Origin of the sequence: Flavonifractor porci, from assembly GCF_037572415.1 — a bacterium.
Classification (GTDB): Bacteria; Bacillota; Clostridia; order Oscillospirales; family Oscillospiraceae; genus Flavonifractor; species Flavonifractor porci.
The window spans coordinates 1-24,447 of sequence record NZ_JBBHLB010000003.1; the positions used below are offsets into that span (position 1 = coordinate 1).

Annotated in this window: 17 protein-coding genes and 1 pseudogene; 11 read left to right on the forward strand and 7 right to left on the reverse strand. The window is 54.3% G+C overall.

All coding sequences use genetic code 11. The features are described from left to right. Nucleotides 1-42: 42 nt before the first annotated feature. On the reverse strand, nt 43-576 hold the full coding sequence (locus WHJ28_RS03665; RefSeq protein WP_340039807.1) for a helix-turn-helix domain-containing protein: 534 nt from the start codon (nt 574-576) through the stop codon (nt 43-45). Nucleotides 577-1,101: 525 nt separating this feature from the next. On the opposite strand from WHJ28_RS03665, the gene WHJ28_RS03670 reads away from it, so the two are divergent. The 11 genes from WHJ28_RS03670 to WHJ28_RS16475 all read left to right on the forward strand — a co-directional run bounded on the left by WHJ28_RS03670 (nt 1,102) and on the right by WHJ28_RS16475 (nt 20,704). Continuing rightward, nucleotides 1,102-7,221, forward strand: a complete 6,120-nt coding sequence (locus WHJ28_RS03670; RefSeq protein WP_340039808.1) for an S-layer homology domain-containing protein — start codon at nt 1,102-1,104, stop codon at nt 7,219-7,221. A gap of 77 nt (nt 7,222-7,298) precedes the next feature. Continuing rightward, entirely contained in the window at nt 7,299-8,498 is a 1,200-nt protein-coding gene (locus WHJ28_RS03675) for a YibE/F family protein (protein WP_340039809.1), read from the forward strand. Between the two features lie 1,116 nt (nt 8,499-9,614). Further along, nucleotides 9,615-10,865, forward strand: coding sequence for a WYL domain-containing transcriptional regulator (locus tag WHJ28_RS03680; protein WP_340039810.1), 1,251 nt, complete (start codon nt 9,615-9,617; stop codon nt 10,863-10,865). Then, a complete protein-coding gene (locus tag WHJ28_RS03685) occupies nt 10,862-11,803 on the forward strand; it encodes a WYL domain-containing protein (RefSeq protein WP_340039812.1) in 942 nt (313 codons plus the stop codon). The genes WHJ28_RS03680 and WHJ28_RS03685 overlap by 4 nt, the downstream gene beginning before the upstream one ends. A gap of 530 nt (nt 11,804-12,333) precedes the next feature. Further along, a complete protein-coding gene (locus tag WHJ28_RS03690; protein WP_340039813.1) occupies nt 12,334-14,487 on the forward strand; it encodes a hypothetical protein in 2,154 nt (717 codons plus the stop codon). 19 nt (nt 14,488-14,506) lie between these two features. Next, complete coding sequence (locus WHJ28_RS03695; protein WP_340039814.1) at nt 14,507-15,238, forward strand: vWA domain-containing protein; 732 nt, start codon at nt 14,507-14,509, stop codon at nt 15,236-15,238. Nucleotides 15,239-15,241: 3 nt separating this feature from the next. Continuing rightward, nucleotides 15,242-15,964: a PP2C family serine/threonine-protein phosphatase gene (locus tag WHJ28_RS03700; RefSeq protein WP_340039815.1), complete on the forward strand. Its 723-nt coding sequence runs from the start codon at nt 15,242-15,244 to the stop codon at nt 15,962-15,964. A 53-nt stretch (nt 15,965-16,017) separates the two neighbouring features. Continuing rightward, nucleotides 16,018-17,757 carry a hypothetical protein gene (locus WHJ28_RS03705; protein WP_340039816.1) on the forward strand — a complete coding sequence of 580 codons (1,740 nt, stop codon included), beginning with the start codon at nt 16,018-16,020 and terminating at the stop codon, nt 17,755-17,757. A 160-nt stretch (nt 17,758-17,917) separates the two neighbouring features. Beyond that, nucleotides 17,918-18,721, forward strand: coding sequence for a hypothetical protein (locus tag WHJ28_RS03710; protein ID WP_340039818.1), 804 nt, complete (start codon nt 17,918-17,920; stop codon nt 18,719-18,721). A 15-nt stretch (nt 18,722-18,736) separates the two neighbouring features. Beyond that, nucleotides 18,737-19,381 carry an S-layer homology domain-containing protein gene (locus tag WHJ28_RS03715; protein WP_340039819.1) on the forward strand — a complete coding sequence of 215 codons (645 nt, stop codon included), beginning with the start codon at nt 18,737-18,739 and terminating at the stop codon, nt 19,379-19,381. Between the two features lie 1,068 nt (nt 19,382-20,449). After that, the gene (locus tag WHJ28_RS16475) at nt 20,450-20,704 is read left to right on the forward strand and encodes a DDE-type integrase/transposase/recombinase (RefSeq protein ID WP_425461096.1); all 255 of its coding nucleotides are present in this window, start codon (nt 20,450-20,452) and stop codon (nt 20,702-20,704) included. Between the two features lie 26 nt (nt 20,705-20,730). Here the strand turns inward: WHJ28_RS16475 and WHJ28_RS03720 are convergent. The 6 genes and pseudogenes from WHJ28_RS03720 to WHJ28_RS03745 form a co-directional block, all read right to left on the reverse strand. Then, a pseudogene (locus WHJ28_RS03720) lies at nt 20,731-21,578 on the reverse strand (IS256 family transposase); the annotation flags it as partial. Between the two features lie 680 nt (nt 21,579-22,258). Then, complete coding sequence (locus WHJ28_RS03725) at nt 22,259-22,618, reverse strand: hypothetical protein (RefSeq protein ID WP_087334825.1); 360 nt, start codon at nt 22,616-22,618, stop codon at nt 22,259-22,261. 117 nt (nt 22,619-22,735) lie between these two features. Beyond that, a complete protein-coding gene (locus WHJ28_RS03730) occupies nt 22,736-23,125 on the reverse strand; it encodes a recombinase family protein (protein WP_148337050.1) in 390 nt (129 codons plus the stop codon). A 42-nt stretch (nt 23,126-23,167) separates the two neighbouring features. Next, a complete protein-coding gene (locus tag WHJ28_RS03735) occupies nt 23,168-23,479 on the reverse strand; it encodes a hypothetical protein (RefSeq protein ID WP_101691777.1) in 312 nt (103 codons plus the stop codon). Continuing rightward, on the reverse strand, nt 23,479-23,703 hold the full coding sequence (locus WHJ28_RS03740) for a hypothetical protein (RefSeq protein ID WP_087937001.1): 225 nt from the start codon (nt 23,701-23,703) through the stop codon (nt 23,479-23,481). The genes WHJ28_RS03735 and WHJ28_RS03740 overlap by 1 nt, the downstream gene beginning before the upstream one ends. Continuing rightward, on the reverse strand, nt 23,696-24,151 hold the full coding sequence (locus WHJ28_RS03745) for a hypothetical protein (RefSeq protein ID WP_340039821.1): 456 nt from the start codon (nt 24,149-24,151) through the stop codon (nt 23,696-23,698). The genes WHJ28_RS03740 and WHJ28_RS03745 overlap by 8 nt, the downstream gene beginning before the upstream one ends. Nucleotides 24,152-24,447 lie beyond the last annotated feature (296 nt).

Sequence of the window (24,447 nt, forward strand, 5' to 3'; positions counted from 1 at the left end):
AGCGGCGCTGCCTATCGGCAGCGCCGCTTTTTTGTAGGGGGACTATTTCTTGAAACGCCGTTTGAGAAATACGGCCAGAATGACACCTGCCACCATCAGGATGATACCGATGACCAGAATCACGGTGCCAAACAGGGTCACCGGATTGTTCCGGATTATGGACTGGCCGAAGCTGCCCCCATCCCAAAAGGTCATCATCCGGGCGGTGGAGGCCCGAGCCAGAGCGCCTACCAGAGTAAAACCAGCCCCTACGAACACCAGATAGACCCCGGCCAGCCAGCCGTACCGGCGGGCCAGGGTACCGATGAGACCGGGCAGCTGATCGGCCCAGGTGGGGGAGGGCGGGACGCTGGGCTGAGGCTGGGGCTCCGGTTCCGGCTCTGCCTCGGACAGCAGCCAGTCCAGAGAGACGTGAAGCGCCTGGGCCAGCAGGGGCAGCTTGCTGACCTCGGGGGAGGACTCGCCGGTTTCCCACTTGCTGATGGCTTGACGGGATACGCCGATTTGCTCAGCCAGGGCTTCCTGAGACAGGCCGGACTTTTTTCGGCAGTAGTAGATCTTTTCTGACAGCTTCATATACAGGCCTCCTTTCCTTGTGCCCTGAGCATAACAAAAAGGCCGGTTGCGGGTCCAGCAACAGGGACTGTCACTTCCGCAACCAGCGGTTGCGTTTTGCAAGGGCCTGTTTGCGTGCCGAACAAATGAGAGCAGACGGCACATAAAAAGGAAGAAAAAACATAATATGACAAAAATAAGGTGAGATGAGTGGGGAATTACATATAATATACAAATACTTCTGAAAAAGATAAAGAACACAATGGTAATATTACCAAAAAAGGCTTGTGTCCAAAGGAATGTTTTGTTAAAATAACACTGTGTAGTACGCAGTTGCTTTACTGCAATCCATTGGACGGACCATCAGGACCGCCTGGGACAAAGAAAGGCAGGACGAGGCCGAAAATCAGAAGGAGAAGCCGGACGCACCGTCCGGTTTTTTTGGCCCAATCCGCGACATGGGGGTGAGAGAGCGGGGTACATCCGGAAGAAGAAGCGGCTGCGCGGGAGCGCGGCCTCGTGCAAGGAAGGATGGATGATTGCTGTATGAGACATAAACTAAAACCCCTGCTATCCGCGATATTAACCCTTGCAATGCTTTTATCCCTGCTGCCCACCGCGGTCTTTGCCGCCGGTGAAACGGGGACCTTTACGAAGATCACCACACAGGAAGAACTGATCGATGGCAAATACGTCATGGTCGTTGACAGCGGCTATGCCGTGGGCGCACTGGACGGTACCTGGCTTACCGCCACACAGGTGACAGATGAAACCGGAAGCCTTACGAATCCCGATGCCAATCTGGTGTGGGATATCGCCGTCGCGGATGACGGTGTCACCCTTACCGACGCCAACGGGACCCAGGTGGCGCCCAAGGGCGGCAATGAGAATGGCATCCAGACTGGCAGCTATACCTGGGCCATCTCCTTTGAAAATGGTACCTTCCGTTTTCTGGGCACCGGTGCGGACACCGTGACCCTGGCTAGCAACAAGAGCGTCGACAACAAATTCCGCGCTTATAAAAATACCACCATCAACGCAGGCTATCCCTGTGATTTTACCCTCTATAAGCTGGACGGCGAGGGCGGCACGGACCCCGGCCCCACGGAGCCGGAGACCATTACCATTGCGGATGCCCTGAAGGCTCCAGATGACACTGCTGACCTTGCAGTCAAGGGTGTTGTTACACTTGTTGATGGGAAGAACGTCTACCTCCAGGACAGCACTGGGGGTATCTGCGTTCGCATGAGCGACAATTTTGACGACATTGCCCTGGGCGACACCGTCATCGGAACCGGCAAGCGTGCTACGTTCAACGGTTTACCCCAGCTGGACGGTTCTACCTATGTAAAATCCTCCGGTCTGACCCTTACCCCCACCGTCAAGACCATCAGTGAGCTGACCACTGCCGACATCTGCACCTATGTGACCATTCAGAATGTGGAAGTTACGGAGGTCGACGATAACGGCGGCAAGTATTCCAATCCTAATATTACCGTTACCGACGGCACCAACTCTATTGAGCTTTACAAGGCCGTTATTGAAAAGAACAAAGATGGCGCCTGGCCTGTGAAGGTGGGCGACACCATTACCATTACTGCCGCGGTGGGCGTATATAATACCACCCTCCAGTTGCGTAATACGACCGCCGCCGAGATCGACCTGGGCGGCACTCCTGCCGGTCCCATCACCCACGGCGACCAGGTGGTCATTTACAACCCCGCCTACAACAAGGCGCTCTCCGCTACTTACAACGGCTTCTACAATAACGGTGTGGATGTGGCCTATTCAAACGGCACCCTGTCCGGCTTTACCGCCGCCGAGGTGTGGACCGTGGCCGACAACGGGGACGGCACCTGGTCCTTCTCCTATAACAGCCAGAACATCGGCATGGGTGACTCCTTCGCTAGTATGCCTCTGGGCGAGAAAAATGACAAGTGGGTGCTGGAGGATGCCGGCAACGGCCTCTGGTACATCAAAAACTTCGTACGCGGCGCCTATATGGAGTGGTATGCCGAGAAGAACAACTGGAGTTCTTATTACAAAATTAACCCCGGCAGCGAGAGTATGTTTGCCCTCTCTTTCTACAAAGTGACTGATATTCCTGAGCCGCCTACCGGCGATCTGCCCAAAGACGGAGACCAGGTGGTCATTTACAACCTGTCCGCTCAGGGCGTGCTGTCCGGAGAGGGCGACAATCAGGTTGTCAACAACGCTGCTGCTACGGTGACTGACGGCGTGGCCACCCCCACCAATGGCGCCCGGGTGTTTACTGTGGAGCAGAAAGGCGAGTGGTTCCGCTTTAAGACCGACTATGACGGCTATCTCTGCTCCAACGGTACCGGCAACAATGCGTTCTATTCCAAGGATGCTGCTGACGACGCTGACTGGAAGCTGGAGGCATATAACGGCGGCTTTACCCTGGAAAGCCGCACCGCCAAGTTTAATGGAAAGTATTCGCAGTTCCTGGAGTATTATGGCGGTACTTATAAGTCTTACAGCATGAACAAGGTCACGGACAAGGATATTTTCACCTTCCAATTCTATCCGGTATCCTCTGGTGTGAATGTGACCGAAGGCGTGGTCAATGCGCCTGTAGTCAACTTTGGCACCCTGCCTGAGGCCTATGTGGGACAGGACTACACCGTGACCTTCACCGTGGACGCGGTGTTCGGCGTGGCCGACGGCCTGACCGCCAAGTATGACACTACTGATGCCGTACTGACCAATGATAACGGCACTTACTCCTTCACCATCCCCGCTTCCGCTCTGAGCGAGGGGAAACTGACCGTTACTGTCAGCGGTACCGACACCAAGGGTGTGAGCTTTAACGGCAGTGCGGAGATCACCGTGAAGGACGAGCCGGTCATTACCGACATTTTCCCCGCCGCCAATGCCCAGACCGGTGAGGAAAAGCAGCCTGAGATCGGCTTTACCTTCGCCAACGGGGGTGAGACTCCCACCATTGCCCTGAAGGTAAATGATCAGGATGTTACTCCCACCGTGGAGAACGGCAAGGTCTCTTACAAGCCTGCCGAGGCCATGGCGGATGGTAAGGTCACCGTTACTGCCAGTATTACTCGGAGTGACAACAAGAAAGCGGAGCGTACCTGGACCTTTACCATCGGCACGGCCCAGTATCAGCTCTACTTCGGCCAGCTCCACTCCCATACCGGCGAATACTCCGATGGCTCCGGTACTTTGCAGCAGGGCCTGGACTATGTGGCTGGACTCCCTGAGAATGCCAACGTGGATTTTGTGGCCTTCACGGATCACTCCAACTATTTCGACACCTCTTCCGAGGCAAACCCCGAGGCCGCCCTCTATGATATCAGCCAGATGTCTGCGGGCAGCAAGGAAAAGTGGAATGCCTATACCGGTACCATCGACACATTCAATACCCAGCACGCCGGGAAACTGGTGGCCCTGGCGGGCTTTGAGATGACCTGGTCCGGAGGCCCCGGCCACATCAATACCTTCAATACACCCGGTATTGTTTCCCGCAACAATAAGACGCTCAACAACAAAAATGACGATGCGGGTCTGCAGGCTTACTACGCCCTGCTGAGCAACGAGAACCTGGCGGACTCCATCAGCCAGTTCAACCACCCCGGTACCACATTCGGCAACTTTGTTGACTTCGGCTACTATAATGCCGTCATTGACAGCCGGATGTACCTGGTGGAGGTGGGCAACGGCGAGGGCGCCATCGGCGCCGGCGGCTATTACCCCAGCTATGAGCAGTACATCATGGCCCTGGATAAGGGCTGGCACGTGGCCCCCACCAACAACCAGGACAACCACAAGGGCAGATGGGGCAATGCCAACGATGCCCGTGACGTGGTCCTCACCGATGATTTCTCTCAGGACGGCATCTATGAGGCCATCCGGAATTATCGGGTCTATGCCACTGAGGATAAGAATCTGGAGATCAACTATACCCTCAACGGCCAGATGCTGGGTTCCACCATTGAGGAAGTCCCCGAGACAGCCAACATCAGCGTCAACGTCTACGATCCCGATGCCTCTGATTCCATCGCCAGGGTGGAAGTGGTCGTCAACTCCGGCGTTGTGGCTTATACCTGGGACGATCCTGCCCAGCTGAAGACCGGAACGCTGAGCTGTGCCATCCCCGCCGACTACAGCTACTACTTCATCCGCGTTACCCAGAATGATGGCGATCTGGCCGTTACCGCTCCTGTGTGGGTGGGCGAGACCGTGAAACTGGGCATCTCCTCCGTGACGTGCGATACCGCGATCCCCGTTACTGGCGAAGAGCTGACCCTCACCACCACCTTCTTCAACAGCGAGGCGGAGGAAGTAACGGTGGAATCCATCACCTATGCCAGCGGCGATAAGGTGCTGTACACCGATAACACCGGCTATACCCTGGCCACCGGCACCCATGATGTGACCTGGAACTACACCCCCGCTGAAGCCAAGGTGATGACGATTACCGTGACCGCCGTTCTGATGCGGGGCGATGTAAAGTACACCTACTCCAAGGATGTGACCCTGGACGTTATGGATGCCGACAAACTGGTGTATATCGGTATCGACGCCTCTCACTACAACGAATATGTGAACGGCAACTATAAGGACTCCATGGGCAACTTCAGCAATTTGGCCGCCGGTTATTCGGTGCGGACCGTACAGCTGAACACCAGCGAGGAACTGATCGCCGCCTGCGGAAACGCCAAGTACAAGGCCATCATCCTTACCGCTCCGTCCCGTCGGCTGGCAGAGGCTCAGAGCGATCCAAAGACCTACTCTGAGGCCGAACTGGCGGCCATCGCCGCCTTCAACGATGCCGGCGGCATGGTCATTCTGGCGGGTTGGTCGGACAATTACGAGAATTATGATGTCATTCAGAATAACCCGGATATCCTCCACATGGCGGCCGCTCAGAACGAGGTGTTGAAGGCTCTGGGTTCCTCCCTGCGGATCGGTGACGACGCCACCTATGACGATGTGTTCAGCAAAATTGATGGGGTGGACCCCTGGCGGCTGTACTTCAATACCTACAACTGGGACAGCTTCCTGACCCAGGGCATTGAGTATGATAAGGACCACGACTATGACAATATGTACACCCAGCTGTACAGCCACTACGGCGGCGCCACAGTCTACGCTGTGGATGGGACTGGAAACGCTGCTTCCGCACTGCCGGAGACGGTGACCCCCGTGGTCTATGGACACAGCTCCACCTATTCCAAGGATGTGGATGGGGATGGCCTGGGCGGCAATGATATCCCCAAGTATCCCGTTACAGACGGTGACAACCGTTTGATGGTGCTAGCCACTGAAGATCTGGGCGGCGGCAAGGGCCTGATCGTGGTCTCCGGTGCGGCCTTCATGTCCAACTTCGAGGTCCAGGCCAATTTGGACAACGGTTCGGAAAAGAATTACTCCAACTATAATATCTGTGAAAACCTGGTGAACTATCTCAATCCTCTGGCGGTTACCCCCATCGAACAGGTACAGGCGGAGAAGGAAGAAAACGTCAAGTTTGCCATTGAGGGCGTGATCACCTCCAACGCCTCCGGCTATGACAAAGATACTGCTTTCTTTGACTGTATCTATCTTCAGGACGATACCGCCGGTATCAATGCCTTCCCCGTGGCGGGCAATTACAAGATTGGGGACAAAGTCCGCATCATTGGTACCACCTCCTCCTATCAGGGTGAGCGGCAGATGAACGTTCTCAGCATCAAGAAGATCGGCGAGGAGAAGGCGCCAGAGCCCAAGCCCATCACCACCAAGGAGGCCGCCCAGTCCACCTATCTGGGCAGTCTGGTCAAGCTCCAGGGTGTGGTGGTCAGCTTTGCCGAGTCAGAGGGCCTGGTCCAGACCATCATCGTCCGGGATAAGACCGGCTATGACGCCCGGGTGTTTATTGACGGCTATATCACCAAGGACAAGGTCATCGAAAACCTGGCTGTTGGCCACGAGATCACCGTGACCGGTCTGGCCTCCTATGACAACACCTTCAACGCCCCCCAGGGCCCCTTCCCCCGTATCCGCGTCCGTGACCGTGGGGACATTGTGTGCGGCACCGAAGTGGTAGACATCCCGCCCGCCTATGTGCCTCCCTCCGGCGGTGGCGGCGGCAGCGGAAGCAATGTTCCCAGGTTTACCGACCTGGACAAGGATGCCTGGTACTATGAAGATGTAATGGATGTGGTTAAGGCTGGCCTGATGGAAGGCGTGTCCAAAACCAAGTTTGGTCCCGGACTGGTAGTGAACCGGGCCATGGTTGCCACCATCCTCTACCGGCTCTCCGGTGAAAAGTTTGACGGCTCCGCTGACTTCCCCGATGTGGCTGACGACAGTTGGTATGATGAGGCGGTAGCCTGGGCGGTTGACTGCGGAATCGTAACCGGCTATGACTCCGGTCTCTTTGGTCCCGACGATGCCGTTACCCGGGAGCAGGTGGCGGTGATGTTCTATCGCTACTGGCAGCATCAGAAAGGCGAGAATAAGGTCGGCGATGTGTCCCGCTTCTCCGACGCCGGCCAGATCGGCGACTATGCCGTGGAAGCTATGAAGTGGGCTGTGGGTATGGGCCTGATCCAGGGCCGCTCCAGCCAGACGCTGGCGCCCACGGCCCAGGCCTGCCGGGCTGAGCTGTGTACCATGCTGAATCGTATGCTGAAACTCAGCTGATCGGATTTATGCACTCCACAGGGCGCCGCCTGCCTCGGTGGGCGGCGCCCCGCCTTATATCTTGAGAGGAGAGAGCCATGGGAAAGAAACAAGACCAGCCTGTTCGGCCGCAAAGACAGCCCCTTTGGCCTCCCAGCAAGGGGCGAATTGCAGGTCTGGCGGTAGGTCTGTGCCTGTTGCTCATTTTGGTGGTGGGGGCCGTGCTGCTCCGGCCGGAGAATGGGGAACTGACCGCTGCCCAGAAGAGAAACTTTGCTTCCGCCCGAGTCACTGATATCCTGGCCGATGATGCCCAGCCGGATGACTGGACCGAAGGCCTGCGATTGGGCAGCCAGTATTTGGAGCTTGAGATCCTCAGCGGACCTTACAAAGGGGCGGTTTTGGAGACAATCAATTACCTGACTGCCTATGCCAATGTGGACTGCTCTCTGGGCACACGGGTCATTGTGCGGCTGGATGTGGATGAAAATGGGGAGCCCTATGTGGTCTCTATTCCCAACTATGACCGGGGTATTGTTCTTATGGGTATGCTGGCCGTTTTCACCCTGCTGCTGATCATCATTGGAGGCAAAAAGGGCGTCATGGCTCTGCTGGGATTGGTCTACACCCTGGCGAGTATTTGGTTTTTGCTCATTCCCATGGTACTGAAGGGAGCGCCATCCATTCCGTCGGCCATTTTTATCGCGGCGCTGACGGCGTCGGCCTCTCTGCTGATGCTGACCGGCTTTTCCCGCAAGACCCTATGTGCCGGGCTGGGCTGCGTATGCGGCGTGGCGGCGGCAGGTTTGTTTGCCTGGATCGTGGGGATCATCACGCCTATCGGCGGATTCAATATGTCGGAGGCGGAGGAACTGGTACTGCGGGCCTATGACAGCCCCCTGGAGATCCGGGGGCTGTTGGTTAGCGGTATCCTCATTGCAGCCTTGGGGGCGGTGATGGATGTGGCTATGTCCATCTCCTCCGCCTGCCACGAACTGCGGACGGTGGACCCGGAGATCACCTCCGGCCGTCTGTTCCGGTCGGGGATGAACATTGGCCGGGACGCCATGGGCACCATGGCCAATACGCTGATCCTGGCTTTTGCGGGCGCCTCCTTCAATATGCTGCTGCTCTTCCAGGTCTATCATTACCCTCTAATCCAGATCATCAACAGCGATACCATGGCCATTGAACTGATCCAGAGCGTGGCCGGCTCGGTGGGCATTATCTTGACCGTGCCGCTGGTTTCCCTGTTTGCCTCCCTGCTGCTGGGGAAGAAAAAGAAACAAGTCAGATGAACAACAAAAAGGCAGGGCGGAATTCAAAAGCATTCCGTCCTGCTTTTTGTAGTCCGAACCCCCCGGCTATGCCGGGGGGCCTATTATACCTTTAAACAGAATTTTGGTCAAATTTGCCGTTTGTCGGAGGTTTGTCCGAGATCTTGCAGCACTTTCTTCCGGCGGCAAACACAGGGTGGGCAGGCAGGCGTCTGAATCTGTTCTTGCTCCGGCTGGGGGATGCAGCCTCTTCCTGGCAGGGTTAGGCGGGCCACTGGAGTGATGGACTGCATGGCCCGGCGCATGGCCTCCTGGCGGGGATGAACATAGTAGTGTGTGGTGGTGGTCACGTCCGCATGGCCCAACAATCCGGAGACAGTAGCCACATCTACACCATTTTCAATGGCCCGGGTGGCAAACATATAGCATTTGGGCAACGAATGGTATTTGGGAAAATGGCGCTCTTAACACCTATCCAAAGTATGTTCTGAGTATGGGTGGTAGCGATAAAATAACCTTAGATAAGTATAACTTGGTTGTGGTAACAAAAGGGAAAATGAGGTTTATTCCATATTAACTCAAATGATTTGAAACTACACAAATGAGATACCATCCATCTCATTTGTGTAGTTTAACTGACCAATACTTATCTATAAATGGGACTCTGACAATGCTAAATCCATTTTAGTGGCCATCCTCTCAATGCACCATATCTGCGGTGACTATGCACCATTTTAGCGGTCTGGCTGCACCATTCGTGCGGTCTAAAGGTACCGTTTCAGACGGCGCATTCAAAGAGCGCCAAAGACATTACATCTTTGACGCTCTCCCTTTCGTTTTGACATCACCACCACGCCAGCACGGCACACGCTCCTATAATTGATTTCAAACAAGAAAAGAATCCAAATAATCCCATAACTCTGTTTTTATGTATTACGGAACGCGTGGAAATCGTCAATTTTGTCGGTTCCTCTTTACTTAAATCAATTATCGCTTATAATGAGAGAAAAAGTTATAGGTGACGTTTCTTATGTAAGAGCAGGAAATATTCAGTATAATGAGAGATAAGATCGAAGCCGCCAGCAAAAATATTGCTGTATTCCGTTGCTTTGAATTTAATGTAGGAGAGAGCAGGGTATGCCGGAGATCATCGGGGTGCGGGATTATAATCGGGTCCGCAAGTATTTGGAAAGAATCTACCTCTACGGTTTCTTTAACAGGACTGATTTTGCGCGCATGGGGATCGGAAGCGTCAAAGACTACGACTTCGGTACCAGCCTGATCCGCTCTATGTTTCCTGAATCAGACGAAAATGCCGTCTGGATGGAGGGACAAAAATACCTGCGATTCCAGAGAGCGTATGCAAAAAGCGGCGAAAATCGAATGGCGGACTCCTATCTCCTGTTTGCGATGGACGCGGAGAAAGAATTGGTCGAACTTTTGGCAATACTTTCAACTCTGGCAGAGGCGCCCTGTACCACGGAGACGCTGAAGCGGCGCCTGGAAACCTATTGTCAAGAGGAGGATACATCAAAGTACAGTTCGGCCAGGCGCAGGGCGAAAGATCTGTGCGACAGCGGGTATGTATATAAATCCGGAAAAGAGTACAAGCTGGTCCCCGCCCCGTTCAAAGCGTTGGATAACGAGGAACTGGACCAGCTCTTTGATTGCGTGCGCTTCTTCTGCGGAGTCTCCTATCCAAGGGTGGCGGGCAGCTTTTTGCTGAGGACGCTGGAACAGGAATATATCAGACGGGGCAGACCCTTTGCCCAGAGGTCACCGTTTTTGCTGCGTCACAGCGTGAATCGGAACGTTTTTGACGAAGAGATCCTGTATCAGCTACTGGACGCAATGGAGGAACACCGCCGCGTGACCTTGGAACTTGAGCATAAGGGACAAGCTGAGGTGCTTCCGGTCGCTCTGCGGGCAGACATCCGGCTGGGACGGTGGTATCTGCTGGCACAGGAGCGGGACAGCGCTCCGTTTATTTGCAGAGTCAGTTTCATTCGGTCATTGAAAGGCGGAGAGCGGGAAGAGAAAGAGCGCTGGCACATGGCTGAGGCTGCCGTAAAAAAAGCCTATAAGGCGGCCGGGTGTTCCGGACTGCTTCCCTCGAATGGCCCCACGCTGGTGAAAGCGGAGTTATGCTTTGGCGATTATACCGGGATGCGTATGCAGTTTGAACGAGAGATCTGTATCGGGACGATATCCGTTCAGAACGGAAAGGAATACTATTGCGCGGAGATCAACGACCCGCTGGAACTGCTTCCGTTTCTGCGGTCCTTTTCACCCTGGCTGCGAATTCTGCCGGGAGACCATGGACTGGATACCGCGCTGCAAGAGGATCTGCGCAGGATGAGACGCAGGCTGAAAGGGGTTGGAGCATGAAACTGCTGAATCGATATCACAGCCGGGTGTTCCAATTTGCCGCAGAGCTGATGGCCCACCTGTCCGCAGAAACAATCGTCACCCAGAAGACCGCAGAACAGATCGCGGCACGTACAGGCCTGGATTATGCGGACCAGGTACTCAAACCGCTGTGCGACACCGGGATTTTGGAGAAAACCGATCAGGGGTATACCGCTGGAAGCGGTTTTTCTCCATTCGCCCTGTCGCCCCACAAAGAGGAACTGGACTATCTGAAATATATCCTGGCCTTTCCGGAGGCAAAGCTGTTTCTTCCGGATAAAACACTGAGAAAACTAGAAACGGTTTCGGACAGCCCGTCGAAATTCGGGCATCTCCAATTTTACGCGCCCAAAGGGACCGGGTTTTCCGGTCAGCCCCGTGCGGAGGATATGAGACGCTTGCTCAAAGCCATCCGGGAACGGCGCATGGTACGGTATCATTATCGGACAAAAGACAGGCAGGACCTGCAAGAGGCGACGACCTTGCCCTGGAAGCTGGAATACAGTGTGTTTGACCGCCGCTGGTGGATTATTTTGTATGAGCCGGATCAAAGAAGGACCATCAAGGCCCGGCTGGATAACCTTCAGTCCGTAGAACTGTTGGGTGGGACAAACATATCGGAAGAAGAGATCTCCAACGCCATTGAGCAGCTGTTAGAGCCGGAGCCTGTCGTATTGGAGGTGGAGCCGGCCCGGAATGCCCTGGAGCGGTGCTTTTTGGTGTTTGAGGGCCAGCTCTTTTTGGAAACGCAGCAGGTATCAGAGAATCGATATCGCCTGTCTTTTCAGTATTACCGATTCGACCGCGGTGAGATCCTGCGGCGGCTGCTGTACCTGGGCTCCATGGTCACGGTAATAGAGCCGGCGTCCATGCGGGAAGAACTGCTCGCTATGGTGGAGCAGGCGCTGTCACTGTAATTTATACAGATACTGAACAGAAACGGGGCTCAGAGGCGCTAACATAGAGCAAGCGGGATGATAGAAGAAGCGGGTGAATGAAAGTGTGCAAAGCAACCAAGGATCTCTGGGATGAGATGCAAAAGGAAGAAGCGGCGATCTACTGCATTAATGTGGCACAAATGGTCAGCAAATATATGATATCTGCTGTGGAATATGCCAATGGCAAAACGAACATCAGCAGCCAAGCGTTCTGGGAAAATCTATTTGAACCACGAAAAAACAACCCTCAACTGAGTTATGTTTTCAGGGATGGGGAAGGCAAGCGCTTCAAGCGTGTGTGTCCCGCAAAGCCGTATCAGGAGCTGGATCTGCAGGCGGTATTAAAGTATCTGAAATATGGCGACGGGCATAGGGGACCGGATTATAGCCAATCTTTTTTTCAGATCTTTGACATATCCGATGTCAGGGGCTATAAGGAGCTTCTGAACAAGGCGATCAATTTCCGGAACCAGTATTTAGGCCATCTGTCTGGAAATGCGATCAAGACCTTGGATCGTGAAAAATTTCAGGAGATCATCAACACATATAAGAAACTGACTCGGGTGCTGAAGAACTGTCGGGAATGTATCCCTGCAGGAATGGAGCCCATCGAGGAAGCCTGGAAGAAAATCGATGAGGAACTAGAGGAGCTGAATGGCTCCATTGAAATCAGGTCCTCCATGGACGAGGAAAGAAGCGTACCGGTTGATACCACCTGTATGAGCTGGCCCATCAAAGCGGCCGCTCTGCTGCGTCAGAGAGCGCTGGCCATTAAATTGGAGCCCGGCATGATTGATCTCTATCTGGAATATTTTGTGCCCTTGCTGGATGAGAGCGTGTTCCTTTATGAGGACGGACGGAAATTGATTGCCCAGCTGCAGCCCATCCTGGCAAAAAGAAAAGAGAAGCTGCTGCTGGATGAATCTGTGATCCAGGCCATCTTCCGGCAGCTCCGCAGCAACGCCCCCACGGAGGATACGGCGGAGCCGGATGTGCTGATGAAAAGGGAGCGCCAGACCCTCTATGAAGAGGCAAAAAACGCAGTAAAGGTCCTGCGGCTGTTAAAGGGGAAGGGATGCATGGAGATCCTGTCCGCCGCCACAGCCAGTGAACATAGCGGTGAAAACCTCAGGTCCATCATCCAAACCCACCCCGATACCCGCTTTCTGCTCCTGACAGCGGACAAGCAGCTGGCGGAAGAGATTGCCCATGTGGAGGAGCAGAACGCTGTGGCGGCAAAGCCCACCTTTGCTGCAGAGCCCCGGCTGTTTCTGTTTTACACCACCTATGATATTTATTGCAGTATGCTGGACGCTGCCGCAAAGCCCGATGCACAGGCAAACCCCTCCCCGTCCCGCGTGGAGGCGTCCCCCTACGTCCTGCCTGAAGCCGGAGAACAGGTGACGATCCAATATCCCAACGGAACGAGCCAAAGCATCCGTCTGACAGAACGTCTGGGGGACGGCGGCGAAGGGATCGTCTATGCCACGGAGGATCCCCGGTATGCAGTCAAGCTGTATTTCCCTGAGAACTTAACTGAAGTCCGCCTTGAGAAGCTGGATTGCATGGTAAGGCGCGACCCTCATATCCCCGGACTGTGTTGGCCCTCCGGAACAATATCCGATCAGAATGGCCGCCGGCTCGGGTTTCTGATGCCCAGGGCCATGGGAAAAGAGCTGGCCCACACGGTCTTTTACCCAGGGCGGGATAACCGGAACATCCTGGAACAGGGGTGGAGCAGAAAGGACCTGGTCCAAATCGCCTGCAACATCAGCCGCGTTTTTTCGCAGATGCATGAGCGGGGCATCCTGATGGGCGACGTAAACCCCAGAAACTTTATGGCAACAAAAGACTGCGGCGTATTCTTTGTTGATTGTGACAGCTATCAATTCGAGGACTTTGCGTGCCCTGTGGGTACTCCCCTTTTTACCCCGCCGGAAATCCATAGGGATCATTTCGGGAAGGGAATACAGGAGTACAGCTACATCCGGACGGAAGAAAACGAGCGCTATGCCATCGCCACCCTGCTGTTTGAGATCCTGATGCTGGGGAAAGGCCCCTATGAGAGCCGCAATTCCAATAATGACGACATTGTTCAGGCGATCATCAACGGTGATTTCCCGTATCCCTATCACGCCGATGATGAAGATACAAGAGCAGCCTCGTCAAATATCCAGCCGCCGGTGGGAAAATGGCGGATGATCTGGAGCCATATGCCCTATCAGGTCAAAACAAAGTTTTATGCGGTTTTTAAAGGGAAAGAGCGGCCGTCCGCCCGTGAATGGCAGACCATCATGGAGCGCTATGTTCGCCTGATTGAAGAGGGCAAAAGCACAGACGAGATCCTGCCCAATACATTCAAGGTGGTCAAATCCATGGGAATCGACGATGCCACGACAAACATGGTTGATCTTCTTTGCAGCGATTGCGGCCAGCCCTTCAATATGGGTCAAGACGTATATGAGCGCCGACGGGCCCGTCGCGAGCCCGTCCTGTGCGACAAGTGCCGGGAAATACGGCGCAACCTGGAAAAACGGCAGATCTCTGTGACCTGCTCCAGATGCGGCGCGACCTATCAGGAGCAGGTGATGAACCTGGAGCATAACGCGGAGGGGCCGCTATGTCCAAAATGCAGGCAGAAAAGGGCAGGTTTTTGGCGATGAATAGAGAGGAGAAAGCAGTATGAAGCAGGGGCGTTATCCGATCAAATCAGCCCGGGAATACCGCATTGAAGAGGAGGAAATCGCCCGGAACGCCAGCCGCAGGGCGCCCATCATCGTGTGCGTGGACCGGTCCTATTCCATGCGGCAGCAGCGGCGGCTGGAAAAAGTGATGGAGGGACTTGAGACCTTCCGCAGTGATATGATGGCCGACCCCATCGCCCGGGATTCGGTAGAACTCTGCCTGATCAGCTTCGGAGGAACGATGGCCCGGGTGGAGTGCGACTTTGCCACGGCCGACCGGATCCACTTCCCGAAGCTGGAGGCGTCCGGCGAAACGCCTCTGGCAGACGCGATAGACCTGGCCCTTGAGAATCTGCAGCATCGCAAGGTGCGATATGAGGACAACGGGATCAGCTTTTACCGGCCATGGCTGGTGCTGATTGGGGACGGTGACGAAACGCAGTCCAGCGCACAGCTGGAAGAAGCAGCCCATCGGCTGAAGCGGGAATACGATGAGAAGCATCTGAATGTCCTGTGCATCATCGTGGGGGATGAGGACCGGGTGGAATATGGTTCCCTGCTCCGCCTGGCGCCGGATGGAAAGGTCCACTATCTGAGGGACCTGAAGTTCCGGGAGTTCTTTGGCTGGCTCAGCCGCAGTCTGAAGAAGGCCGGGCAGTCCATGAGCGGAGAAGAACTGAAGTATGAGCCCACCGGCTCCTGGTCAGAGCGTTTGGAGCGCAAGGGGTAAGGGATGGAGCATAAAATGAGCGGCGCGGTCCGCCCGGGAAGACAGCATCTGGCGGAGGGGCGTCCCTGCCAGGACAGAATTCGTATGGCGCGGGGCCGGAATGTGGTATGCTGCGCGCTGGCGGACGGAGCCGGGAGCCGGCCCAGCAGTCAGTTGGGCGCCGAATGTGTGACCCGGACGGTAACGGAGCTGCTGGCGCAGGACTTTGAAAGACTGTGGGCGTTGGAGGAGCCGCTGGTGATCGGGCGGATCCTGGCCTGCTGTACACAGGCGCTGCGGGAGCTGGAGTACCCCATCTATGACCTTGCCTGTACCCTTGAATTCTGTGGGGCCCACATGGACGGGAGATACCTGGCCGGACACCTGGGCGACGGAGTCATGATCCTGGAGCAGTGTGGGGAGACGTCAGTATTCAGTTATCCCGAAAACGGCGAATACCAGAATGAGACCTGCTTTATTACAGAGGAGGATGCGAAGGAGCATCTGCGCATCAAACGCGGGCGCTGGAACGAAGGGGGCGTCCTTCTGCTGATGAGCGACGGAATGGCGGACAGCTTATTTCAATACAGCACTCAAACCCCGGCAAAGGTGTGCGGCACACTTGCAGAGTGGATACGGGATGGGGATGAGGAACAGGTCAGCCAGGCCCTGGCCGCAAATATGCAGACCGTATTTTCAAAGCATACCGCCGACGATATGAGCCTAATCCTGCTCTGCTGGCAGTAATACCAGTGGAAACGATGAAGCAGGATGTACCGGAATGCAGAGGAGAAGAGAGCATGGACGAAAAGATGATACGTTTTTCCAATTTGATGGCAGGGGATCTGAATGATCCGGAGATCCAATATCAGGTGGGGCTCTGCTATCTCAATGGAGACGGTATTGACAGAAGCCGGGACGAGGCGCTGGTATGGCTGCGCCGCGCGGCGGAACAGGGCCATGAGGCGGCTAAGAAGTATTTTTGTGCAGAGGAAGAGCCAACAACCAAAACAGATCTGGATGAGATCACAGAGGCAAACCTGCCGGAGTGGTGCATGGCCGCTGAGGAAGGAGACGCCGACGCACAATACCGGGTGGCACAGTATTTCCTGGCGCTGGGCGATAGAAACAGCACGGGCGAGGCGGAGCGCTACTTCGCCATGGCCGGAGAACAGGGACATGCAGAATCCTGCCTGCATCTGGCCAAGCAGAAACTGCACAGCGGCAGCTATGCGCAGGCCGTGGAACTGCTGCGCAACGCTGCCGACTGCGGATTGCCGGAGGCTGCTTCCCTGCTGGGAGAGTGCTACAGCCGCGGTTACGGCGTGGAGCAGAACAGCAAGATGGCGGAGCGCTACCTCCGGCAGGGCGCCCTGAACAGTGGGAGCCAGGAAATGCTGAACTTGGCCATCCGCTTTGCCACAGGCGACGGGGTGCCTGTCAGTACCGGAAAGGCCATGTACTGGGTCCAGAAGACCAAGGACGCCGGGATGACCGACGCGTATGAGGTCTATCAGGCCCGCTTGGACGAGATCCGCCGGCAGAAAGAGGAGGCGGACAAACGCCAGACTGAAGCCAAAGAGGAGGAATGCCAGCGCATGGAGGAACTCCATGCCCAGCGGGTGAAAGAGACGCTCAGGCAGAGGGAAGAGAACAGAAAACAGCAGAGAAAGAGACATATCCGCGCAGGGATCGGCGGCTTTGTTAAGCGCCACCCTATTATCTCTGTTTTGCTGGTCCTCTGCCTGATCGGGGCGGTTTTTACGGCGGGGAATTCGATCTATAACAGTACCATCGGATCTATCGGCCTGCAAACTGTGGATGCTTTTGAGGAGATTGAACTGCACTATCTAACCGCTTCCCCCTATGCCAAGGTAGAGATCGTCAACAATTCCACCTATCCGTTCCTCCAGGAGGCTACATATACCGCCACTCCGGATCAGTATTTTAACAACGGCGATGTGATTACGGTCACCGTCAAATACTCCCGATCGGCGGCCCGGGAAGCCGGCTACAAGGTCAAGACAGATCGGAAGGAGTATGTGGTGGAGGATCTCCCCGCCTATGTCGCTCAGCCGGAGCAGGTGGACGAGGCCAGCCTGACTGCCATGACACAACAGGCGAAGGACATGGTGGAGGCTGCGTTGACTGACACAACATGGTATGAGATGGCCGGGTTCATGACAGGAGACATGACGGCGGTCATATGGAACAGAGGTGAGCTGGTCTGTGGAGATCCTGAAGTCAGCAATCTATATTTGCTTTCCCTAAAGGATGGGGCCAGCGGTCAGTATGCCAATCTGTATTATGTCATTTACAGGGTTCCGGTAAAGGTTGCCTACCGCGGCGGCAGTTATGATGGATACGCCTACTATACAACGCTTTTCCATGATCTGACCGTATCTCCCGACGGCGTGACCAATGTGACGCTGTCTGAGGCTTCCCTGAAAGACCCCGCACCCAGCATGGACAGCGTGCAGCAAGATTATATCAGCGTTTTCAAAGCGTCGTATGATGTGACAGAACTCCCCCTTCCATAATACGTGGGCCATGATCTGTATACCCGCAGCGGGGGCCGGAGAAGATCCGGCCCCCGCTGTTTTATATCGTTTTTGAACAGTTGGGACGCTCACGCCTGCTGCTGCCCTGGTCCTGTCGGCAACCGCTACGGCAGTCCCCGCTCTGGCCGCGCCCAGCGGTATGGACGTTACAGTTGCCATGCCGGTGAGCGATGCCTGCATGACGCTTCACAACTATGTGGGCGAATATCAATACATGATGGACCTGAATGGGGAAAACGAGGTGTTCACCTGCTACATGGTTGACAGCAACACTTCGCTGACTTTTGAGGTCAAAAATGAATATATCATTGGCGAGACCTATGAAATCGGGTATCTTGACGGAAGGTTTCAGCGATATGGCGGGGTCTGGCTGACTGGCGAGGAGGGCTTTATGCCCATAAAACCACTGGATCTTTTCACCGAGGGGCAGATGATGTGGCAGGTGCGGCTGCTAGACCCCATCACCGGAGAGTATGCCGATCTGTATATTATGCAGGGAAGCGAGTGGGGCGGTAAGGATGAATCCGGGACAGCAGAGCCGGAAAACCCGGAGCCTGACGGCGGCATGGACCTGAACGGGCTCAATCTTCAGTTCTCTTACGATGAGGATAACGATGTTGGAGCCGGCTATCGCTGCCGGATCACCAACAACACGGATCAAGCGCTCCGCGGATACTATGCGCTGCTCAGTTACGAAAGCGGCGAGTTTGGACAGCTCCACACACTGGACCTGTCCCTGTCTGCCGGTGAAAGCCATGAGGTCTATCTGACCTCCGGTATCCGGAATCTGAGCCAGTCCAAGATGATGTGGATCGAATTTGAGAGCAAGGAGGAGCGGGATGAGTTCCTGCGCACCGCTCCGCTCAAGGAGGATATCGGGCGGTACAACTTCTCCTGTAAAGACAGCGCCCAGTGGCTCTATGACAACTTTGGAATCAAATAATTGGGGGAATATCAGATGAAAAAGTATCTAACCGGAATTTTGTCCACTATCATGGTCCTTTGTATGCTGACCGGAAACGCATTTGCCTTCACGGCAACTGAAATCGACACAGAGCAGGCCTTCGACCAGGAGACCTTGCGTCAGGAGTACGTCTCTGATTGGGCCAAAGACCCTGTGGATCAGGCTATCAGCCTGGGCTTTGTCCCCGAGCAGCTCCAGCGGAACTATGGGACATCCATCACCAGAGCGGAGTTCTGCACGCTGGCAGTCTGGTTTTATGAAACGGTGACCGGCGCTGCGGTGGAGGGCCGGTCACCGTTCCAGGACACGGAGGACGTCAACGTGGAGAAGGCGGCTTATCTGGGGATTGTATCGGGAGTCGGCAACGGCCGCTTTCTGCCTGATGCGGAACTGAACCGGGAGCAGGCGGCAAAGCTTCTGTCCTCGCTGGCTGGAGTGCTTGGGGATGAATTGCCCCGAACCGGGGCGGCCTTTGAGGATCTGGGAGAAATCTCTGACTGGGCCCGAGAAGCCGTCGGACAAGTGCGGGCGGCGGGCATCATGGGCGGCGTCGGTGAAGGCAGGTTTGCGCCCCAACTTGAATATACCCGTGAACAGAGCATCGCCACCATCATGCGCCTTTACGAAAGGATCAAATGATTGGCCAGCATTTTGCTATTATGATCAGGAAGAGACCAGTGGATCAAAGCGCGAGTCGTGGTGTTCTCTCAGCTTTCTGTTGGCCTTATGACAGCCGCGCCACTGTCGTGCGCGCTGTAGTCAGCCGTAAGGTATGGCACCGCAGGCGTATGCTCTTCAAACGAAAGCCCGTCCTGGACGATCTCCCGTAAGGTTCAGGATTTCACCACACGAAAACTCCGTGTACCGCAGAAGGGCTGCAAGCCGCTCCGTATGCCATACCCCTATTCCAATTCCGCAGCCTTGCTGGGTGTCAGGCACAGGGTTGACCCTGGGTACTGGCCCGATATCTACCAAATCAGAATTTACAAACCAATATGGCACAAAAAGACGAAATCAGGTCTGAAATCCTAGGATTTCAGGGATCAATCCAAAATTCTGTGTAAACTCTATTTCGGGTGCGAATATAGCAAAATTTATTCAGGGCGGTAGCTGAGGAATCCGGCTGCCATCTTTTCAACAACATAGCGCCGGTGGAGGTAGATGTCAAGGGCGGCGGAGCACTTTATCGTACCCTTGACATCCGGCTCCGGCGGTGCTGGCATACGCTCGGCAAAATAGCAAAATAGATAGCCATCTGGGCGTGAATCAGGCCCCAGTCCTGCCGCCGCCCGGTCCACTTTTTGGTAATATCCATCATAAAAATACCATACCATATATCGTCACAGAGCAGAGTATCCGGTGTGTGTCATGTGTCAATTTTTCAAAGTATCCAGAAGCGGATACTAATCTTTCATCCATCGTCTTGGCAGGCGGGAGAAAGACACTGCTCTTGCAGAGTTCATCGCGCAGTAGCAAGAACGCAGCTTTTGTACTTACATCTACCATCGGGCGTGGCTGTGGCTGAAGTGTCAAAATATCTACCGCAACCCGAAAACTGTGCTGTGGATCATGAAAAAGTATGATCTGTTATCTGAAATTCGCCGACGCAGGAAATGGATACAGATAGGACAGCAACTCCACAAGTATGAGAATCTGCTGAACAGGGAGTTTCACGCAGACAGGCCTAACAGCAAATGAGTAACGGACATCTCTTATATCCATATCAAGCAGGGTGTATTGTATCTATCCATGATCCATGACCTTTACGACAACAGCATTGTTGCTTATAAGACAGGGACGTGGCAGACAGTGAATTTGATTCTGGAGACCATTCACTTGGCAATGAAGAAAGAGAAAAAGAGGGTCGCTGCGGAGTTGCAGCTCCACAGCGACCAGGGATTTCAGTACACCTTGCAAGCATACGACATTACGCCATCTATGTCAAGGAAGGGCAACCCATAGGACAATGCCTTTTCCCGGGCGGCTTACTTGCTCTCCTGGGCGTGGATCGCCTTGAGCATCTTGGCCACCAGCTTCACCTTGGAGCGAGGCGTTATACAGAGAACACATTACGGTAAAAATGGACGGTGCAACGCTGGTACTTGGCTTCGGGGAACACTTCGCCCACGGCCTCCAGCATACCGAGACACTTGTCGCCAACAATGAGTTTCACTCCATGCAGCCCACGCCCGCGGAGCCATTGAAAGAAGCTGACCCAGCTGGCCTTGTCCTCTTTCATGCCCTCGGCAGCACCTAAAACCTCACGGTATCCATCCTCATTGACTGCAATCGCCACCAAAATTGCTACATTTTCAAACTCTCCACCCCAGTTTCAGCGCAGGTAGATCCCATCCACATAGACATACGGATAACGCCCACCTTGCAGGGGCCGGTTCCGCCAATCTTCAATGTGGACATACGCTTTCTTATTCAGCTCACTGATGGTGGAGGGAGAGACCTTGCTGCCCCACAGGGCCTCGGTGATGTCCTCCACACGCCGGACTGATACACCTGCCAGGTACATTTCAATAAGAGCCTCTTCCACACTGCTCTCTCGGCGGCGATGCCGTTCAATGATGGTAGTTTCAAAGGAGATTCCCTTGAGCTTAGGTACCTTGAGAGTGACATCCCTGGAAGTGGTGGTGAGGTCGCGGTTGTAGTGGCCGCTGTGGTAGCCTTGGCGCTGCGCGTTACGCTCGTACCGGGCTGCCTGGGTCAACTTTTCCGTCTCGGCCTCCAGCAGCTCGTTGAGGGTTTCCTCTACGCTGCCTCGTACCAACTCCTTAAGCTCACCCTTGATAACTTCCTCGTTTAGCTGTACAATTTTCTCGGACATGGTTTGCTGTCTCCTTTCGAATGGTGCGTCGCGACTTCATTCTGCCAGAGATCTGCAAACCATGTCTTTTTTGTTTTTGCGAGACTTATTCCGCCTGACCCTGTTAAATTAGGTGATTTTTGCCATCTAGTTTTACGCAGTGAAACTTTGCGGTGCAGGACCTGTACAGCGGACAGCTTGCGCGCCCAAGCGATTCGCATACTGAAACAGATGACTCCACTACTCTCTCAATATGATCATGCAAAAAAGTTAAGTATATTTTTTCGAAGGAAAGAGGAAGAGAATGGCACATAGTTCAAACAAGAGTGTTCAAGAGCATAAAACTTTGGACCAAATTTTGGGTCGAAAACGGCCCAATTTGGTCCAAAAAATTTTTGACGGCTGGTTGGGGCCTGCTCGGGGAGCGGTAGAAATGTGGATCAGAATATTTTGAGAAAAAGAAAAGCCTTGAAATCTTTCAATTTCAAGGCTTTTATGGAGTGTAAGACCAATTGAGATATTTGCGGAAATCCATGATTTTCAAGGCTTTGCGGGTCTTCACCCATTATTTTTTGGCGTTTTCGCTGCGATGGCTGTGGATTTTCCACCCGAGGGTCAATTTTAGTGTTCGACCAAAAAAGATGTCCGCTTTATCCATGCCGAAAGATTGACTGAGGGAAGCGCCTGCTTCATCGGACACATTATCCAAGGAGTTCGTCCAGCAGGTAGTTGTATTCCGGCAGCTGATCCGTGTACTCTTTCATCCATTCCCGCATAGCTCGCTTTTCCAGATTGGTGGCTTCCGTGTAATCCTCGCTGTGCCCTTCCTGCTCCATAAAGTCGTATGCGAGATTCTGATAGATCTCTTTCACCAATGTTTCGGGATCTTCCAGTCGTGTTACATCGGAGTCATCAATGGAATCCGCCGCAGGCAGGCCAAGCAGAACATACCCGAACTTTTTCGAATAGACCACATCGAGCAATTCAGAGCCTTCAATGTAGTTCTGGAATACCCCAAGGACCCTCTCAAGCTCACTTTTCTTTTCCTCTAATGAACTCATGGCAACATCTCCTTCCTGCCGGAATGAGCAACTTTCCCGGTCTGGTGTATGTGGTTCTTTTATTATACCGCATTTTCTTTGGCCGTGGAAGAGAGGTGGGACGGGAACTTTTCCCAATCACATGGTCTGTTCCATCGTTGCCACCCGGAAATAACCATGAGAATATGCGGGGGCCAGATCAATTTCGCCATCTGGACAATAGACCCGAATTCCTGCTGCGGTCAACTTTTCTCCAATTGCCGCCAAACCTTCGGCGTCACGAGCCAGACGGTCGCCGTTCATCACCAGCACACGGTCATAGACTCCATGTCGTGCATCACGGATCAGCGTTCGAATGCTCTGTCGGTTTGCGTCCAAGCCACTCTCATATTGGAGCATCTCTGCGGAAATCGAAAAGCCAAGCTGGCCGGCGAGGCTTCGGAGTGCGGTGAGCTGCTGGTTTATGGCGAGACGATTGCTTTCCGTAGACGCTCCATCTACCCGGCAGTATAGGCAGCACTTAGACATCTGATTTGACCTCCTTGAACGAATTTGGGGAGACGCTACCACTCAGCCCTGACATTCATCCCGGATGAAATCATACAGGGCTTCCGGTTCCTTCAGGCACCACTTAGTTTTTTCATCATCGGTCCAGACTTCATAGTCCGGGGCGGCATCGTAAAGCCACCAGCTGATATAGTCGTACTGGTCGTTGACCGCTTCCTTCAGTACATCCAGCAAGGCGGCAAGAAGCGGTGCTCCGCCCTCAAATACGAAATGTCCGTCTCCCATCAGGGTGAGTGCCTTACTGAACTGTTCGTCTCGATCCTTTTGCGCTTGGATCTTTCGCAGGGCTTCACAGAAGGTTTCCTTGGACAGCATTAAAGTCCCCCTCCCGGATTCTCCCCCTCCGCTTCCTGTTCGGCTTTCCATTTCAGAAGCAAGGAGATGGCCAACTCCTGAGTAGCGGGATCGACGCAGAACTCGAAAAACTTTACAGCCAACATTTCTGGCGTCAGCCCCATCGGGGCGATTACCGCTTCCAACTGTTCCAGAAGCTCCGCATCTACTTGAATTTCCACGAGCTCATATTGCTTTTCATCCATGGTGCGTTTCCTCGCCTTCCGAAGATTCCTTCCGCAACTCGTCCAGTCGCTGCCGGAACAGCTTCTGGAGCTCCTTCCAGACCTGCGGCTGCTTGAGGGTCACTATCGGCTGGTTCAGTTCCCGCTCCAGATCGGCGACAGCCACCGAAAGCGTCTTTTCATCGAACAACTGGTAGTGGCGACGAAGATACTGGACGACCGCCGCACTCTCCTCATCTTCGCTGCGCATGGCATAGCGGAGGGCGCTGTTGATGACACAGGAAAAGTCATCCACATAGTCAAGGTTGAACCAGGAGGCTGGGCAGAGAACCAGGTCATCTTTGCCTTCCTCGGTGATCACCAGCCCAATGTCCTCGCGGCTTATCCTTTCCAGCACGGTGTCCAGGTCATCTGCCAGTGCTTGGCGTGAGATGCGTTCCATGCTTTCCAGAGGTTGTAAAATCGGCATCCTTTCCTTCCTCCTATCGTCTTCTTTGATTTTGCCAGATGTGAGCACCCGACTCAAGCTGTGCCACAATCGAGGATAGATGGCTTTTTTCAATGCGTGATCAAATTACAACAATGTCCTGTTCAGAACTGCGGATAGGATAGAAAAAGACCGCCTACATTTTCGGTAGACGGTCTGACTGACGGCATGGGATTTTCAAACTTTGCGGCGGGGACTGTCTGCGTCAGAAGATTGTATCCGCCACAAAGTGCGCTGGGATAGCTGCGTAAGCAACGCAAGGGGGTCACTCCCTTGTT

Coding starts and splice junctions, on each gene's coding strand:
- WHJ28_RS03665 (WP_340039807.1), bottom strand. CDS start 576: ATGAAGCTGTCAGAAAAGATCTACTACTGCCGAAAAAAGTCCGGCCTG.
- WHJ28_RS03670 (WP_340039808.1), top strand. CDS start 1,102: ATGAGACATAAACTAAAACCCCTGCTATCCGCGATATTAACCCTTGCA.
- WHJ28_RS03675 (WP_340039809.1), top strand. CDS start 7,299: ATGGGAAAGAAACAAGACCAGCCTGTTCGGCCGCAAAGACAGCCCCTT.
- WHJ28_RS03680 (WP_340039810.1), top strand. CDS start 9,615: ATGCCGGAGATCATCGGGGTGCGGGATTATAATCGGGTCCGCAAGTAT.
- WHJ28_RS03685 (WP_340039812.1), top strand. CDS start 10,862: ATGAAACTGCTGAATCGATATCACAGCCGGGTGTTCCAATTTGCCGCA.
- WHJ28_RS03695 (WP_340039814.1), top strand. CDS start 14,507: ATGAAGCAGGGGCGTTATCCGATCAAATCAGCCCGGGAATACCGCATT.
- WHJ28_RS03700 (WP_340039815.1), top strand. CDS start 15,242: ATGGAGCATAAAATGAGCGGCGCGGTCCGCCCGGGAAGACAGCATCTG.
- WHJ28_RS03705 (WP_340039816.1), top strand. CDS start 16,018: ATGGACGAAAAGATGATACGTTTTTCCAATTTGATGGCAGGGGATCTG.
- WHJ28_RS03710 (WP_340039818.1), top strand. CDS start 17,918: ATGGACGTTACAGTTGCCATGCCGGTGAGCGATGCCTGCATGACGCTT.
- WHJ28_RS03715 (WP_340039819.1), top strand. CDS start 18,737: ATGAAAAAGTATCTAACCGGAATTTTGTCCACTATCATGGTCCTTTGT.
- WHJ28_RS03725 (WP_087334825.1), bottom strand. CDS start 22,618: ATGAGTTCATTAGAGGAAAAGAAAAGTGAGCTTGAGAGGGTCCTTGGG.
- WHJ28_RS03730 (WP_148337050.1), bottom strand. CDS start 23,125: ATGTCTAAGTGCTGCCTATACTGCCGGGTAGATGGAGCGTCTACGGAA.
- WHJ28_RS03735 (WP_101691777.1), bottom strand. CDS start 23,479: ATGCTGTCCAAGGAAACCTTCTGTGAAGCCCTGCGAAAGATCCAAGCG.
- WHJ28_RS03740 (WP_087937001.1), bottom strand. CDS start 23,703: ATGGATGAAAAGCAATATGAGCTCGTGGAAATTCAAGTAGATGCGGAG.
- WHJ28_RS03745 (WP_340039821.1), bottom strand. CDS start 24,151: ATGCCGATTTTACAACCTCTGGAAAGCATGGAACGCATCTCACGCCAA.